Here is a 14,349-nt window from a genome sequence, read left to right as displayed (position 1 = left end):
CGGAGGGCCGGTACGTGTCGCGGGTCAGGGGCTGGTGCAGGACAGGCCGCCGGGCGCCGTGCTGCTGCCGTTGACCAGGAAGCCGAATGTGGTCGAGGCGTTCGCGCCGAGAGACCTGTTGTATTCGGCGTTGCGGACGCTGACCGTGCCGCTGGTGCCGGTGTTGATGCCGTTCCAGACGTTGGCGATGGTCTGCCCACCGGCCAGCGTCAGCCGTACGGTCCAGCCGCTGAGGGTGGTCGAACCGTTGTTGGCCACGGTGACCTCGCCCTGGAAGCCACCGCTCCAGTTGTTGACCATCCGGTACGTCGCGCTACAGGCACCCGGCGGAGCGGTGGTCGGCGGAGCAGACGTCGGCGGAGCAGAGGTCGGCGGAGCAGAGGTCGGCGGAGCGCTCGTCGGCGGAGCAGAGGTCGGCGGAGCGCTCGTCGGCGGAGCAGTGGTCGGGGTCGTTCCCGGCACGGTGGTGGAGGCGGCGTTGAGAGCGTTGAGGACTGCGGTGTACGCCGCCTTGGGGTTGCTGTTGCGGTCGAAGAGCAGCGGGCTCTCGTTGCCCCGCCAGGAATCGCTGTCCCGAATGCCCCACGTCGTGATGCCCACGCAGCGCGGGACGTTCATGCAGGCCTGCGTCAGGCCCTGGTACTGGCTGGTCGAGGCGTTCGTGACGTCGGCCTCGGTCAACGCCACGTCAACGTCGAGGGCGGCGAAGCTGGACAGCGTCTGCTGGAAGTTGCCCGGCAGCGAACTGCCACCGGTGAAGTGGGTCTGGAGGCCAACGCAGTCGACCGGGACGCCGCGGGCCTTGAAGTCCCTGATCATGTTGTAGACGCCCTGCGTCTTGGCGTACGTCCAGTTCTCGATGTTGTAGTCGTTGTAGCACAGCTTCACGCTCGGGTCGGCGGCCCGCGCGGTCCGGAACGCCACCTCGATCCAGTCGTTCCCGGTGGCCTGCAGGTTCGACGACCGCCGGCTGCCGTTCTCGGCGTAGGCCTCGTTCACCACGTCCCAGTAGGCGAATTTGCCCTTGTAGTGGGCCATGACGCCGTTGATGTGGCTGATCATCGCGGCCCGCAGGGCGCTGCCGCTGAGACCTCCCCAGAACCTAGGCTGCTGGCCGTGCCAGGCCAGGGTGTGACCACGGAAGCGCATGCCGCGCTCGGTGGCCCAGTTGTAGATCGCGTCACCGCGACGGAAGTCGAACTGGCCCGGGTTGGGCTCGGTCGCGTCGGGCTTCATCTCGTTGACGGCCGTCATCATGTCGAACTCGCGGTTCGCGATGGTCAGGAAGCCCGAGTCGGTGAGACGGTCCGACCCCATGGCGGCGCCGAAGTACCGGCCGCTGCGCTCGGCGGCGGCCTTCAGGGTGGTCCCGGGCGGTCCGCTGAGATCGGCGCTGGCGAAGGTCGCCAGGGCCATCGAGGACACGGTGATCGCCAGGGCGCAGGCCCCACCCAGGAGCAGTCTGGCGGCACGCCTGGTTCGGCGTTTCGGTTGCGCGGGTACGTCGTTCATCTGTGCTTTCTCCTCGGTGTTCTGTCTGGTCCATTGCGCTGGACCAGCACGCCGCAGGTGACGCCGAGCCGGCGTCAACCCAGCCGCGCCCGAATCGGTGGCCACCGCCGGCGGCCCGGTCCGCCCGGTGGATGGCGATCACTCCGCGCCGTACGCCCTGCGGAGTAACACTGCCCCGCCGCGATGCTATATCGAATCCATTCGATCTGCTTGCACCATCAGCGTCCAGGCCGGTCCGTTGGCGTCCGCGCCTACCGTCACCCAACTGCTCGGATGGTCAACTAAGATCCGGTGACCACACCGGAGGGGTCAGATGGAGACATGGCGTGTCGTGGCGGCGGTCGTCACCGGCCCGGCGGTGAGCCTTCTGGGCGTCGCCCTGGCCACCAACTTCCGCGGCGTGACGGAGTGGCACATCCGGCGCTCGATGTCCGCCGCGGGCGCGCTACGGCGAGTTCCGCCGTGGCGCTGGCTACCAGACGCCCCGCACGAGGAGCGCCTGGCGCGCTTCATCCTGCTGGACCGGCTGGTCGGCATAGCTATCGCGGCGGGCGGCGTCATGATCTTGGCAACTGTCGGCTACAGCGTCTTGACCGGTCAGCCGCTGGATACGACGAAGTAGACGGCATCGCCGGACCGACCACGACGAGAGAGCCCGACCATGAAGCTGCCGCCCGGAGCCACAGGCGTCAACCCGCCACCCGGCGCCGAAGCGGACCTCAGGGTCTTCACCGCCGCCTGTCGCCACGCCGCCCGCGCCGTTGACGCCACCGTCACCGGCGTGACTCCTGCCGGCGTCACGCCGAACTTCCACACCGTCGATATCGCCGACGACCGGCACCGCGTCGCGATGCTACGACACACGATCGTGCCGTTCATCGCCTTCGCCCGCCCCCGGACCAAGGGCGACGTCATGCTGACGTTCGTCGACCACCCCGGCCTCGCCGCCGCCCTCACCGACCTGACCGACGCCCAGGCTCTCACCGTCGACCAGCTTCAGACCCCCCTGGCACAGGTCGACCTGAGCGCCCTCGACCGCGCCGAGCACGACCAGATCGGCTACTGGAAGCCGACCACGGTCGGTGAGCTGCTGTTCAACTTCTGGGACTGAACGCCAGTGTCCTGAAACGGTTCGGGGCAGCACGCAGAGACGGACGTACGAGAGCGACCTATTCGGCGATCTTCTGGCGGGTGGCGACGGCGGCGGCGTGCAGCATTTCGTCCGCGCGCATCTCGGCGTCGAAGTCGCCGATGTTCATCCCGGCTCGGTGCCGGGAGGCCACGAATCGATCCATCCGGTCGAGTACCGGCCGCGCGTGCGACCCCATCGCGGCGAGGACCCGCAGCGCCTCTCGCCCGCACAGGTCGTCGTACAGGTAATCCGGTAGCACCCCCAGCAGTTCCGCGGCTACCGCTGGCCCCTCGTGGAGCCACAGCGCGCCGGCGGACCTCAACTGCCCGAATCCGGGAGCCCGGAACAGTGCCCACAGCTGCCTGCGCTGGCGGGCAGTCCGCCTCCCGCCCGCTTCTCGCCCGCTTCCCCGCCAGGTGGGCCACCCGCGGATGGTCGCCGGCGGGCCGGACCGAGCCAGCACTGACGCGCGTCTATGTTGCGAGGGCGGACCCAGATGTGCTGGAATGGCTCATATCGCCGCAGCGCGGGGGCAACCGTGCTGAGAACGGCCAGCACGGGAGCAGCACCAGGCCGGCAGCGTGTCACTGCGACAGACGCTCGCATGCCCCACCGCCAGGTGGTCGAACACCGTGTCGGGCAGGCAGTTTCGCCAGCCACAGGAATCCCCCGGTACGCGTCCACGACGGCCGGCGCGCTCGACGCCTGACCTGTCCCTGGGCATCCAATCCGGCCTGCCGGCGCACCAGAACCGGCGACGAGGCGAGAGCCGGGCAGGGCACGGGGACCCGTCATCGATCCGGCGATCCGGGACAGCTCGCTCCACATCCACCTATAGATAGATCGGCATTGATATTTGAGTTAATAGATGCAACAGTGGCCTTGGGAGCGTTCCCATACTGACATCTCGTCCCGATGAACGGAGGATGAACAGTGCGTTTACACAAGCCCGCTCAATCCGGGGGACGACCCCGGTCAACCGTCCGTCGGTCCCTTCAGGCACTCGTCCTGATGTTCGCCATGGTGGTCGGCACGCTGCCGTTCACCGGCGCGGCTCAGGCGCACGGCACGGTCATCAATCCGGCGACTCGCGCGTACCAGTGCTGGAAAGCCTGGGGCAGCCAGCACATGAACCCGGCCATGCAGCAGCAGGACCCGATGTGCTGGCAGGCGTTCCAGGCCAACCCCGACACCATGTGGAACTGGATGAGCCAACTGCGGGACGGACTCGGCGGCCAGTACCAGGCCAAGACCCCGGATGGGCAACTGTGCAGCAACGCCCTCTCCAGGAACAACGCGCTGAACCAGCCCGGGGCGTGGAAGACGACCCCCGTCAGCCGCAACCTCACGGTCCAGATGTACGACCAGGCCAGCCACGGTGCTGACTACTTCCAGGTCTACGTCACCAAGCAGGGGTTCAACCCGGCCACCCAGCGGCTCGGGTGGGGCAACCTCGACCTGATCACGACGACGGGGCGGTTCGCGCCGGCGCAGAACATCTCGTTCAACGTCTCGCTCCCCGCACGCAGCGGGAACCAGATCCTGTTCGTGCTCTGGAGGGCGTCACACCTGGACCAGACCTACATGTGGTGCAGCGACATCACCATCAGCTGACCAGCAGGTCCGACCGGCACGTCACCACTCCGGCCCAGGGCGCGTTGACGCCCTGGGCCGGGTAGCTCTGCCGGTCACGCCAGGAGCCGGAACGATCCCCGACCACACCCTCCGCCACCTGCTCAAGGAGCTGAACATGCAGCGACGGCGTTATCGCCCGGCCACCATGCTGGCAGGGCTGCTCATCCTGACCCTGTCCGCGCTTCTGTCGCCACCGGCGTCGGCGGCCAGCACCGCGGCAGCCGGCACACCCCACACCCGTGCGGCGCCACTCAGCGAACTGACCGTGGTATCCGAACGGGTGGCGTTCGGGCTGCAGCGTCCGATCGCGCTCACCGGGCTGGCGGACGGCCGGATGCTGATCGCGGAGAAGAACGGCACCGTCCGCGCGTACCACCCGGACACCGGCCTGGCAGCAGAGCCGGTGCTCGACCTGACCGCCCGGATCGACACGTCGGACAACGAACGCGGCCTTCTCGGCATCACGCCCGCGCCGAACTTCGCGCGGACCGGCATGCTCTACGTGGCCTACACGAGCCTGCCGGCCGGCGCGCTGACCCTGGCGCGCGTGCCCATCGGTGCTCCCGACCGGCTTCAGGTGCTGCTCACCCAGGAGCACGCCGAGTTCGGCAACCACAACGGCGGGCAGGTGGCCTTCGGCCGCGACGGCTACCTCTACTGGTCCCTCGGCGACGGCGGCAACGCGAACGACCCGTTCAAGTCCGGTCAGAACCTCGGCACCCTGCTCGGCAAGATCCTGCGGATCGACGTCAACCGCTCCTGCGGGGGCAAGCGCTACTGCGTACCCTCCGACAACCCGTTCGTCCGCACGCCGGGCGCGCGGCCGGAGATCTGGGTCTACGGGCTGCGCAACCCGTGGAAGTTCTCCATCGACCCGGTCGACAACTCGCTCTGGATCGGTGACGTCGGCCAGGGTCTGATCGAGGAGATCAACCACATCCGCCCGTGGCAGCGTGGCGCGAACCTCGGCTGGTCCTGCCGGGAGGGCACGCCGGTCTTCGACGAGACGCAGTGCCGGCCGGGCGTGCGGCTCACCGACCCGGTCGTCGAGTACGACCACTACATGACGGAGAACTGCTCGATCATCGGCGGCCTGGTCTACCGGGGGTCCGTCACCCCGGAGGCGCGGGGGACCTACATCGCGAGCGACTACTGCTCGACCCGCGCATTCGCCGTACGTCCCAAGTCCACGGGTGGCTACGAATCCGCCGAGATCGGCACCTTCCCCACCCAGCCGACGGCGTTCGCCGCCGACGTGAACGGCGAGCTGTACGTGCTCAGTGACCTCCCGGGTTGGCTGAGCCGGGTGCGGTTCGAGCAGGTCCAGCCAGCCTCTGGCAGCGGGGTGACGAACCGCTGAGCGTCGATCGCATCCGCGGGCGCCACTGCCCGGTCACGGCGCTCGCGCCGCGCACCGTAGCACCGCACCCGAGGTAAACCGTTCAGCAGCAGAAGCCCGCTACCGGCAACTCTGGTAGCGGGCTTCTGCTGCGGTTACCGCCCCGCAGCCTGACACCTTGTAGGCTGCAACGCCACGCGTCGATGAACAGGGCCGAGAGGTGAGGCATGCCGGAGTGGACCGACGACCTGACGATCCCGCTGCCACCGGGCCGCACGGTGGCGGAGGTTGTGGACTTTGTGCTGAGCGGGACACTGCTCGGCACCTCGGGCGATGAGCTGGACCAGCAGCTCGTCACCGAGTTCGGCCTGTCGCACGAGGATGCGGAACTTGCGCGTGACCGGTCGTTGGGTGGCCTGGTTCGCGCCGCTACCGGCAACTCCCGAAACCAACCCGACCGCGGCAAGGACCCGATGGCGTGGGAGAGCTTCGAGCGCGGCCGGCGTGATCCATCGCTGGTGGCTCGCATCTATCCCCGGCTGGGGTAACCACGAGCAGGGGCACGACTCGGCGGAGCAACTCGTGATCGAATCGAATCGATCCACAATGAGCCTTCCGGCGTTGACTCGCGGCCGGGAAGGCGCAACGCTGTGGAAGCGCTCCCATCGTCGAGCTCCTATTCGAAAGGAAAGGAATGCTCGTGCGTCCCACCACCGCGTTACTCCCGGTCGTGCTTGCCGCGGCCCTCGGCGGTCTGGCCCTGCCGCAGCCCGCCCTGGCCGCGGCCGGCCCGGCACTGGCCGTCGACACCACCACCGCCCGGCACCAGATCAGCCCGTACGTCTACGGCATGAACTTCGCCGACGAGGCCCTCGCCCGCGACCTGCGGCTGCCGGTGCACCGCTACGGCGGCAACGCCACCACCCGCTACAACTTCCGTACCGACACCACAAACCGCGCTGCGGACTGGTATTTCGAGAACATTCCCAACGAGAACCCGAGTCCGGCCGACCTCCCGAAGGGCTCGGAGAGCGACCGGTTCGTGCAGCAGAACAAGGCCACCGGCGCGGCCACGGTCATGACGATGCCGATGCTCGGCTGGATCGCCAAGGACCGGTCGCGATCGTGTGGCTTCAGCGTCGCCAAGTACGGCCCGCAGCAGTCCACCGACACCTGGGCACCGGACTGTGGCAACGGCATCAAGCCGGACGGGTCACCTGTCACCGGCACCGACCCGGAGGACACCAGCGTCGCCGTCGGTGCGGAGTACGCCACCGACTTCGTCAACCACCTCAAGGGGCAGTTCGGCGCCGCCGCCGACGGCGGGGTCCAGTTCTACAACCTGGACAACGAGCCGGACCTGTGGCACTCCACCCACCGCGATGTCCGCCCCACCGGGCTGGGCTACGACGAGCTACGCGACCGCACCTACGAGTACGCTGCCGCGATCAAGGCTGCCGACCCCGGCGCGAAGACGCTCGGTCCGGTCGGCTGGGGCCTGAACTCGATCCTCTATTCGGGTCTCGACCAGGACACCTGCTCGCGCACCGGCTGCTGGTCGAACCCGCCGGACAAGGCCGCGCACGGCGGCCAGGACCTCGGCCCGTGGTACCTGGACCGGATGCGTGAGTACGAGCAGCAGCACGGCACACGCATCCTCGACTACTTCGACGTCCACCTCTACCCGCAGCAGTCAGGCGTGTTGGGCGACGCGGCCGGCGACGCCAACACCCAGGCGCTGCGGCTGCGTTCGACGCGCCAGCTCTGGGACCCGACCTACGTGGACGAGAGCTGGATCAACAGTCCGGTCCGGTACATCCCGCGCCTGCGCGATCTGGTCAACCAGCACTACCCGGGCACGAAGATCGCGATGACCGAGTACAACTGGGGCGCGTTCGGGTCGCTCAACGGCGCGCTCGCCCAGGCTGATGTCCTCGGCATCTTCGGTCGCGAAGGGCTCGACCTGGCCACCCTCTGGACCGCACCCACGGCCGACCAGCCGGTGGCCAACGCCTTCCGCGTCTACCGCAACTACGACGGCAAGGGCGGCACGTTCGGCGACACCTCCGTCCAGGCGACGAGCGCCGACCAGGGCAAGTTGGCCGTGTACGCCGCCGAGCGCAGCGCCGACAAGGCGCTCACCCTTGTCGTCGTCAACAAGACCGGCGACGACCTGACCAGCCCGGTCGCCCTCACCGGCGCCTCCGCCAGCACCGCTGAGGTCTACCGCTACAGCGCAGCGAACCTCGCCGGCGTCGTCCGGGAGGCCGACCTGCCGGTGACCGCCAGCGGCCTCACGGCCACCTTCCCGGCCAACTCGATCACCCACCTGGTGCTGCCGCGCGGCACCACGCCCGGCGACACCCAGGCGCCGACTGCCCCGGGCAAGCCGACCGCCGGCACGATCACCGGCGACAGCGTCGCACTGGCCTGGACGCCGTCCACCGACGACACCGCCGTCACCGGCTACGACGTGCACCGGGTCGACACCACCGGCCCGGTGAAGGTGGGCAGCTCCACCGGCACCACGTACACCGTGACCGGGCTGACGCCGGACACCCCGTACACCTTCGTGGTGACCGCCCGCGACGCGGCGGGCAACGTCTCGGCGGCCTCACCCGGCCTGACCGTGCGGACCGCACCCACCACCCCGACCGGCGGCTGCACGGTCGGCTACACGGCGAACAGTTGGCCGGGCGGCTTCACCGCGGCCGTGACGATCAAGAACACCGGCACCACCGCGATCAACGGGTGGAAACTCGCCTTCGACTTCCCCACCACCGGTCAGAAGGTCGAGCAGGGCTGGTCGGCCACCTGGAAACAGAGCGGTACGAGCGTCACCGCGGACAGCATGAGTTGGAACGGCAAGCTCGCCCCCGGTGCGTCCACGAGCATTGGCTTCAACGGCACGTGGAGCGGCACCAATCCGGCACCAACCGCCTTCGACCTCAACGGTCAACGCTGCGGGTGACCTGAGAGACACCTCCTCCGCGGCACACCCGCGGAGCAGTCCGGAGGGGCCGGGGCGCAGCAGCGCCCCGGCCCCCTCGCTCCCGAGCGGCGACATCGCCCGCCGCCCCTACGACTCCCGCGCGCGGTTACGGCGATGGTCGACGATCAGCGCGACCGCGCAGAGCAGCGCCACCAGGCCGAACGCCGAGCTGATCCACGGGTTGTCCGCCGCGGTCGACAGCACCACGTTGGCCGCCGCGCTGACGAAGAGCACCAGCCACAGCAGCGGGCGCAGCAGACCGCCCGGCTTCTTCGGTGCGGCGATCGGGGCCTCGGTGATGCGGTACGGGTCGGTCATGACAGCCTCCTCGGGCGTTCGTTCCTCGACTCCGTCAACGCTAGGCAGGCGGCGCGGCGGGGACGATCCCGCCAGCTCGACGACAGTGGTACAGCAGGCTGTACCTTCCGTGCCGGGCGTTGCCGGGCGGGGCCCACGGTGGCCTATGTTGGCGGGGGAGGTGGGTCGATGGCGTACGTGCGGGGCCGGGTTCGCGCGTCGGTCGACGCCCTGGAGCACCTCGTCGGAGGGCTGGGCACCGCCACGCTGGCCCTGGGCGCGCTGCTCTGGGCGGCGATCGTGGCGGTGGCCTGCCTGGGCGGGGTGGGGCTGCTGGCGGCACCCGGCGCGTTGCGGGCGGTGCGCTCGGTGGCCGACCGCGAGCGGGCCCGGCTGTCCCGCTGGGGCGAGCCGATCCCCACGCCGGGGCCGGTGCCGGCCGGGTTGCGGACGGCGACGCGTGATCCCTTCGTCCGCCGGGAGCTCGGTTGGGTCGGGTTGTCCTCGCTCGTCGGCCTGGTGACCGGGCTGGTCGGCCTCGTGCTGCCCCTCTCTGCCGTCCAGTACGTCACATTCCCGCTGTACTACCGGCTGCTCCCTGCCGATGCCGGCGAGCCGGGGATCGTCTGGTGGCGCGTCGACGGACTGCCCGACGCACTCGTCGTCGGGTTGCTCGGGGTGGGCTGGCTGGCCGCCGCGATCTGGTGCAGCCCGGTCCTGGCCCGTCTCCAGGCGTGGCCGGGCCGGTTGCTGCTGCCTCCGCCGCCGGGTGTCGACCTGTCGCTGCGGGTGGCCGAGCTGACCGCCACCCGCGCCGCGGCGCTGGACGCCCACGCGGTCGAACTGCGCCGGATCGAGCGGTCGCTGCACGACGGCACCCAGAACCGGTTGGTCGCGGTGAACGTGTTGCTGGGCGCCGCGCGGCGGGCCGTACGCCGCAATCCGGACCGCGCCGACGAGATCCTCGGGCAGGCGCAGGACGCCGCGGAACAGGCACTCGGCGAGCTGCGTACGGTGGTGCGCGGGATCCTGCCGCCCGTGCTTGACGACCGGGGTCTCGCCGGCGCGCTGGCGGGCCTGGCCGGCAGTTGTGTGGTGCCCTGCCGACTCGAGGTGGACGTGGCGGTGCGGTGCGCGGCCTCGGTCGAGGCCACCGCGTACTTCGTGGTGGCCGAGGCGCTGACGAACGTCGTCCGGCACAGCGGCGCGAGCCAGGTGGACGTGGCCGTGCGCCGCGAGCGCGGCCGGCTGCTGGTGTGCGTCGCGGACGACGGGCACGGCGACGCCGACGAGACACGCGGCTCCGGCCTCACCGGTATCCGCCGGCGGGTCGAGGCGTACGACGGCCGGATGACGCTGACGAGCCCACCGGGAGGGCCGACGAGAATGGACGTGGAGCTGCCATGCGGATCGTGATCGCCGAGGACGACCCGCTGCTGCGTGAGGGGTTGGCTCTGCTGCTGCGGGCGGAGGATCTGGACGTGGTCGCCACGGCCGGCACTCCGGGCGAGTTCCTGGTCGCCGTCGACGAACACGCGCCGGACGTCGCGATCGTGGACGTACGGATGCCGCCGACCCACACCGACGAGGGCATCGTGGCCGCGGTGGAGGCCCGGCGGCGGCGCCCCGGCCTCGCGGTGCTGGTCCTGTCGGCGTACGTGGAGCAGGCCTTCGCCACCGACCTGTTCTCGGTCGGCGCCGCCGGACTCGGTTATCTGTTGAAGGAGCGGGTGGGCCGGGTCGAGGAGTTCCTCACCGCGCTGCACCGCGTCGCGGACGGCGGCAGCGTGATCGACCCGGAGGTGGTGGCGCAGTTGCTCGCCCGCAACCGCCGGACGGACACGGCGCTGAGCGAGCTGTCGCCGCGTGAGCGTGAGGTGCTGGGGCTGATGGCCGAGGGGCTCGGCAACAGCGCGATCGCCGAGCGGCTGTTCGTCACCGACGGCGCGGTGCACAAGCACATCCGCAGCATCTTCTCGAAGCTTCAGCTTCCACCCGACGACCAGGCCGACCGCCGGGTCACCGCGGTGCTGCGCTACCTGGACGGCGATCGTCGGTAGCGCCTGCTGTACCCGGACCTGGCAGTCCACGGGATGGTCGCCGTTCTCGCACGTCCTTAGCGTTTCTGGTGCGCGCAGTTCTTGCCGATGACACGGAGAGAGGCCACCAGAATGCCGGACTATCCGGGACAGAGCACCGAACCGGCGGTACGCGTCGAACACCTCACCCGGGTGTACGACGCCGGCCGTAACCAGGTGACCGCGCTCGCGGGCATCGACGTCGCCTTCGACCGGGGCACCTTCAGCGCGGTGATGGGGCCCTCGGGCTCCGGCAAGAGCACGCTGCTGCAGACCGCGGCCGGGCTCGACCGGCCCACCTCCGGGCGGGTGATCATCGGAGGCACCGACCTGTCCGGGCTGTCCGAGACCCGCCTGACCGAGCTGCGTCGTACCCGGATCGGGTTTGTCTTCCAGGCGTTCAACCTGATCGGCGCTCTCACCGTCGAGGAGAACATCGTGCTGCCCCTGCGCCTGGCCGGCGTGCGTCCGGACCGGGCCTGGCTGACCCAGGTGGTCGAGCGGGTCGGCCTCACCGACCGACTGCACCACCGGCCGGCCGCGCTCTCCGGCGGCCAGCAGCAGCGGGTGGCGATCGCCCGGGCGCTGGCCACCCGCCCCGAGGTGATCTTCTCGGACGAGCCCACCGGCGCCCTCGACTCGCGGACCGCGGCGGAGGTGCTGACGCTGCTTCGCGCGGTCGTCGACGAACACGGGCAGACCGTGGTGATGGTGACCCACGATCCGATCGCCGCGTCGTACGCGGACCGCGTGCTCGTGTTGGCCGACGGCGCGATCGTCGCCGACCTGCCGCAGCTCGGCGCCGCCGGTATCGCCGAGCACCTGGCATCGCTGGATCGGCGGGTCCTCCGATGACCGGCCTCGCCGCCCGCCTGCTGCGGCACCGCGCCGGCCCCGCCACCGCGACGCTGCTCGCCCTCGTCGCCGGCGTGCTGATCCTGGTGGCGATGGGCACCCTCGTCGAGTCCGGGCTGCGTTTCCGCGCCGAGCCACGGCTCTGGGCCACGGCCGACGTGGTCGTCGCCAACCGCACGGTCAGCCACACGTTCAAGGAGTTCGGCGGCGACACCACCACGAGCACCGTCACGCTGCCCGAGGGCGGCACTGTGGACGCGGCCCTGGTGGACCGGATCCGCCAGGTGCCGGGCGTCGCGGCCGTCACCGGCGACGATCGGGTGCTGATCGGCTCACCCGCTGCCGTGGGACACGGCTGGGACACGTACGCCTTCACCGGTCGTCAGATCACCGCGGGCGCCGCGCCACGGGCCGACGACGAGGTGCTTGCCGACACCCGTCTCCGCGTGGCACCCGGCGACCGCATCGACCTGGTCGTCGGCGGGGTCGGGCGGTCGTACCTGGTGAGCGGCACCGCCGACACCGGCTCGGCGGCCGTGTTCTTCACCAACGCGCAGGCCGCCCGGTTGTCCGCCCACCCGGGCCGGGTGGACGCGATCGGCGTACGGATGGCACCCGGCGCCGGCCCCGGCGCGGTACGCGAGATCGCTACGGCGGCCGGCGCCACGACGTACGGCGGGAAGGACCGTGGGACCGTCGAGCAGTCGGAGCACCAGGCCGCCCAGACGTTGCTCATCGAGGCCGGTTCGGCTTTCGGGGGGTACGTCGTCCTGCTGATCGTATTCGTGGTGGCCGGCACCATCGGGCTGTCCGTCCGGCACCGTCGACGTGACCTGGCGTTACTACGCGCGGTCGCGGCCACGCCGGGGCAGGTGCGCCGCATGCTGGTCGCCGAGGCCGCGTTGCTCGCCCTGATCGGCTCGGCGATCGGCGGCCCGGCCGGCCTGCTGGCGGCCCACTGGGTGCACGGCGAGCTGGTCGAGCGGGGGTTCGTGCCGGCCAGCTTCCCGATGGCCGGTGGCCTGTTCGCGGTGCCGGCCGCGGTCGGTACGGCGGTCCTCGTGGCGGTGCTCGCCGCGCTTCTCGCCGCGCGCCGGGTCACCGGGATCAAGCCGATCGAGGCGCTCGGCGAGATCGCTGTCGAGCCTCGACGAAGCGGCCGGGTGCGGCTGATCGCCGGCGTGCTGACGCTGGCGGCGGCCGGCACCTCCGGGGCATTGACGCTCGGTGCCACCGGTTCGACCGGGGCGCTGGCCGGCGCGGTCGGCATGCTGTACCTGTTCGTCATCGCGGTGGCGCTGCTCGCACCGAGGATCAACGCGTACGCGGCACGCCTGCTCACACCGTTGCTGCCGCGGGTGTGGCGGGTCAGCGGCTACCTGGCCGCGGCACATCTGCGGGCCAACGCGCAGGGCATGGCGACCGTCCTGACCGCCCTCGTGCTGTCCGTGGGGTTCGGCGGCTCGGTCTGGTTCCTGCAGAACAACCTGGAACGGCAGACCACCACGCAGAGCAGCGCGGGAACCCTCGCCGAGCGGGTGCTCGTCGCTCCGGGTGGGCTGCCGTCGGACGCGGCGCGGGAGGTCCGCGAGTTGGCCGGGGTGCGGGCGGCCACCGGTGTGCGCCGTACGCAGGTGGTGGTGCGGGCGCTCGGCGGCATCGAGCCGGTCAGCGCGCAGTCGGTCGACCCGGCGGGCATCACGTCGACCATGGACCTCGCCGTGCGCGAGGGCAACCTGGCCGACCTGCGGGCGGGCACTGTCGCCCTGTCGGCGATGCAGGCGTCCTCGTCCGGCTGGGAGGTCGGCGACCAGGCGGAACTCTGGCTGGGCGACGGCACACCCGTCACGTTGGACGTCATCGCGATCTACGGCCGTGGCCTCGGCTTCGGCGACGTCACGCTGGCTGCCGAGACGGTCGCCGGGCACACGGCCGGGAACACCGACGACGAGGTCCTGGTGAGCGCCGGCCCGGAGGCCGACACCGCGTTGGCCACGTGGTCGGCTGGGCGTCCGGGCACCGAGGTTGTGGACGCCGCCACCCGGACGCGCCTGCTCGGCACCGACATGGCAATCGGCGCCTGGCTGAACCGGCTGCTGATCGGCGTGATGGTGGGGTACGCGGCGTTGGCGGCGGCCACCACGATGGTGATGGCCACGCTGGCCCGCCGCCGCGAGTTGGCGTTGCTCCAACTGGTCGGGGTCACCCGCCGTCAGATTCGGAGCATGGTCCAGGCCGAACAGGCCGGGCTGCTCGGCACCGCGGTGCTGATCGGCGCGACGATCGCGGCGCTGACCCTGAGCGCGGTCGTCAACGGACTGACCGGCAGCCCGATCCCGTACGTCCCGCCGCTCGGTTGGGTGGCGGTGCTCGGCGGTACGACACTGCTGGCGCTGGCAACCACTGTGTGGCCCGTCCGACGGTTGATCAGCGCTCCCCCGATCGACAACATCGGTGTGAAGGAGTAGGCGTCACGGCTCGGATATCGGCGGCCGTGCCGCCTCGGCGG

General features: G+C 70.6%; 14 protein-coding genes. 10 read left to right on the top strand and 4 right to left on the bottom strand.

Annotation, left to right across the window (positions count from 1 at the left end):
* Positions 1-24: 24 nt before the first annotated feature.
* Positions 25-1,512, bottom strand: a complete 1,488-nt coding sequence (locus ACPXBU_RS08390; protein WP_425757598.1) for an endo-1,4-beta-xylanase — start codon at positions 1,510-1,512, stop codon at positions 25-27.
* Between the two features lie 313 nt (positions 1,513-1,825).
* On the opposite strand from ACPXBU_RS08390, the gene ACPXBU_RS08385 reads away from it, so the two are divergent.
* Positions 1,826-2,134 carry a hypothetical protein gene (locus ACPXBU_RS08385; RefSeq protein ID WP_425757597.1) on the top strand — a complete coding sequence of 103 codons (309 nt, stop codon included), beginning with the start codon at positions 1,826-1,828 and terminating at the stop codon, positions 2,132-2,134.
* 39 nt (positions 2,135-2,173) lie between these two features.
* Positions 2,174-2,623, top strand: coding sequence for a hypothetical protein (locus tag ACPXBU_RS08380; RefSeq protein ID WP_425757596.1), 450 nt, complete (start codon positions 2,174-2,176; stop codon positions 2,621-2,623).
* 58 nt (positions 2,624-2,681) lie between these two features.
* On the opposite strand, the gene ACPXBU_RS08375 is transcribed toward ACPXBU_RS08380, so the two are convergent.
* A complete protein-coding gene (locus tag ACPXBU_RS08375) occupies positions 2,682-2,966 on the bottom strand; it encodes a hypothetical protein (protein WP_425757595.1) in 285 nt (94 codons plus the stop codon).
* 689 nt (positions 2,967-3,655) lie between these two features.
* Between ACPXBU_RS08375 and ACPXBU_RS08370 the strand changes: the two genes are divergently transcribed.
* On the top strand, positions 3,656-4,258 hold the full coding sequence (locus tag ACPXBU_RS08370) for a lytic polysaccharide monooxygenase auxiliary activity family 9 protein (RefSeq protein ID WP_393367161.1): 603 nt from the start codon (positions 3,656-3,658) through the stop codon (positions 4,256-4,258).
* Here the strand turns inward: ACPXBU_RS08370 and ACPXBU_RS08365 are convergent.
* Positions 4,251-4,376, bottom strand: coding sequence for a hypothetical protein (locus tag ACPXBU_RS08365; RefSeq protein WP_425757594.1), 126 nt, complete (start codon positions 4,374-4,376; stop codon positions 4,251-4,253). The two genes, ACPXBU_RS08370 and ACPXBU_RS08365, sit on opposite strands and share 8 nt — an antisense overlap.
* 18 nt (positions 4,377-4,394) lie before the next feature.
* Here ACPXBU_RS08365 and ACPXBU_RS08360 point away from each other — a divergent pair, with 18 nt between their 5' ends.
* The 3 genes from ACPXBU_RS08360 (at position 4,395) to ACPXBU_RS08350 (ending at position 8,589) form a co-directional block, all read left to right on the top strand.
* A complete protein-coding gene (locus ACPXBU_RS08360; protein ID WP_425757593.1) occupies positions 4,395-5,639 on the top strand; it encodes a PQQ-dependent sugar dehydrogenase in 1,245 nt (414 codons plus the stop codon).
* 206 nt (positions 5,640-5,845) lie between these two features.
* Positions 5,846-6,166, top strand: coding sequence for a hypothetical protein (locus tag ACPXBU_RS08355; RefSeq protein WP_425757592.1), 321 nt, complete (start codon positions 5,846-5,848; stop codon positions 6,164-6,166).
* A 152-nt stretch (positions 6,167-6,318) separates the two neighbouring features.
* On the top strand, positions 6,319-8,589 hold the full coding sequence (locus ACPXBU_RS08350; protein ID WP_425757591.1) for a glycoside hydrolase family 44 protein: 2,271 nt from the start codon (positions 6,319-6,321) through the stop codon (positions 8,587-8,589).
* Positions 8,590-8,697: 108 nt separating this feature from the next.
* Here ACPXBU_RS08350 and ACPXBU_RS08345 read toward each other — a convergent pair whose 3' ends face one another.
* On the bottom strand, positions 8,698-8,928 hold the full coding sequence (locus ACPXBU_RS08345) for a hypothetical protein (RefSeq protein WP_425757590.1): 231 nt from the start codon (positions 8,926-8,928) through the stop codon (positions 8,698-8,700).
* Positions 8,929-9,096: 168 nt separating this feature from the next.
* Here ACPXBU_RS08345 and ACPXBU_RS08340 point away from each other — a divergent pair, with 168 nt between their 5' ends.
* From ACPXBU_RS08340 to ACPXBU_RS08325, 4 genes are all read left to right on the top strand, one after another.
* Positions 9,097-10,323, top strand: coding sequence for a sensor histidine kinase (locus tag ACPXBU_RS08340; RefSeq protein WP_425757589.1), 1,227 nt, complete (start codon positions 9,097-9,099; stop codon positions 10,321-10,323).
* Positions 10,311-10,967 (top strand): response regulator, encoded by a 657-nt coding sequence (locus tag ACPXBU_RS08335; RefSeq protein ID WP_393367148.1) that lies wholly within the window; start codon positions 10,311-10,313, stop codon positions 10,965-10,967. Before ACPXBU_RS08340 ends, ACPXBU_RS08335 begins: the two co-directional genes overlap by 13 nt.
* A gap of 111 nt (positions 10,968-11,078) precedes the next feature.
* Entirely contained in the window at positions 11,079-11,840 is a 762-nt protein-coding gene (locus tag ACPXBU_RS08330; protein WP_425757588.1) for an ABC transporter ATP-binding protein, read from the top strand.
* Positions 11,837-14,308 (top strand): FtsX-like permease family protein, encoded by a 2,472-nt coding sequence (locus tag ACPXBU_RS08325; protein ID WP_425757587.1) that lies wholly within the window; start codon positions 11,837-11,839, stop codon positions 14,306-14,308. Before ACPXBU_RS08330 ends, ACPXBU_RS08325 begins: the two co-directional genes overlap by 4 nt.
* The last annotated feature ends 41 nt before the right edge of the window (positions 14,309-14,349 follow it).

It is taken from the genome of Micromonospora sp. DT231 (assembly GCF_049847025.1).
GTDB lineage: Bacteria > Actinomycetota > Actinomycetes > Mycobacteriales > Micromonosporaceae > Micromonospora.
The sequence above is the reverse complement of the archived record's forward strand: the minus strand, read 5'-3'. Positions and strand labels throughout refer to the sequence as shown.

What these genes read in the sequence shown, in the direction of transcription:
- ACPXBU_RS08390 (WP_425757598.1), bottom strand. Translation starts at nt 1,512, where the DNA reads ATGAACGACGTACCCGCGCAACCGAAACGCCGAACCAGGCGTGCCGCC.
- ACPXBU_RS08385 (WP_425757597.1), top strand. Translation starts at nt 1,826, where the DNA reads ATGGAGACATGGCGTGTCGTGGCGGCGGTCGTCACCGGCCCGGCGGTG.
- ACPXBU_RS08380 (WP_425757596.1), top strand. Translation starts at nt 2,174, where the DNA reads ATGAAGCTGCCGCCCGGAGCCACAGGCGTCAACCCGCCACCCGGCGCC.
- ACPXBU_RS08370 (WP_393367161.1), top strand. Translation starts at nt 3,656, where the DNA reads ATGTTCGCCATGGTGGTCGGCACGCTGCCGTTCACCGGCGCGGCTCAG.
- ACPXBU_RS08360 (WP_425757593.1), top strand. Translation starts at nt 4,395, where the DNA reads ATGCAGCGACGGCGTTATCGCCCGGCCACCATGCTGGCAGGGCTGCTC.
- ACPXBU_RS08355 (WP_425757592.1), top strand. Translation starts at nt 5,846, where the DNA reads ATGCCGGAGTGGACCGACGACCTGACGATCCCGCTGCCACCGGGCCGC.
- ACPXBU_RS08345 (WP_425757590.1), bottom strand. Translation starts at nt 8,928, where the DNA reads ATGACCGACCCGTACCGCATCACCGAGGCCCCGATCGCCGCACCGAAG.
- ACPXBU_RS08340 (WP_425757589.1), top strand. Translation starts at nt 9,097, where the DNA reads ATGGCGTACGTGCGGGGCCGGGTTCGCGCGTCGGTCGACGCCCTGGAG.
- ACPXBU_RS08335 (WP_393367148.1), top strand. Translation starts at nt 10,311, where the DNA reads ATGCGGATCGTGATCGCCGAGGACGACCCGCTGCTGCGTGAGGGGTTG.
- ACPXBU_RS08330 (WP_425757588.1), top strand. Translation starts at nt 11,079, where the DNA reads ATGCCGGACTATCCGGGACAGAGCACCGAACCGGCGGTACGCGTCGAA.
- ACPXBU_RS08325 (WP_425757587.1), top strand. Translation starts at nt 11,837, where the DNA reads ATGACCGGCCTCGCCGCCCGCCTGCTGCGGCACCGCGCCGGCCCCGCC.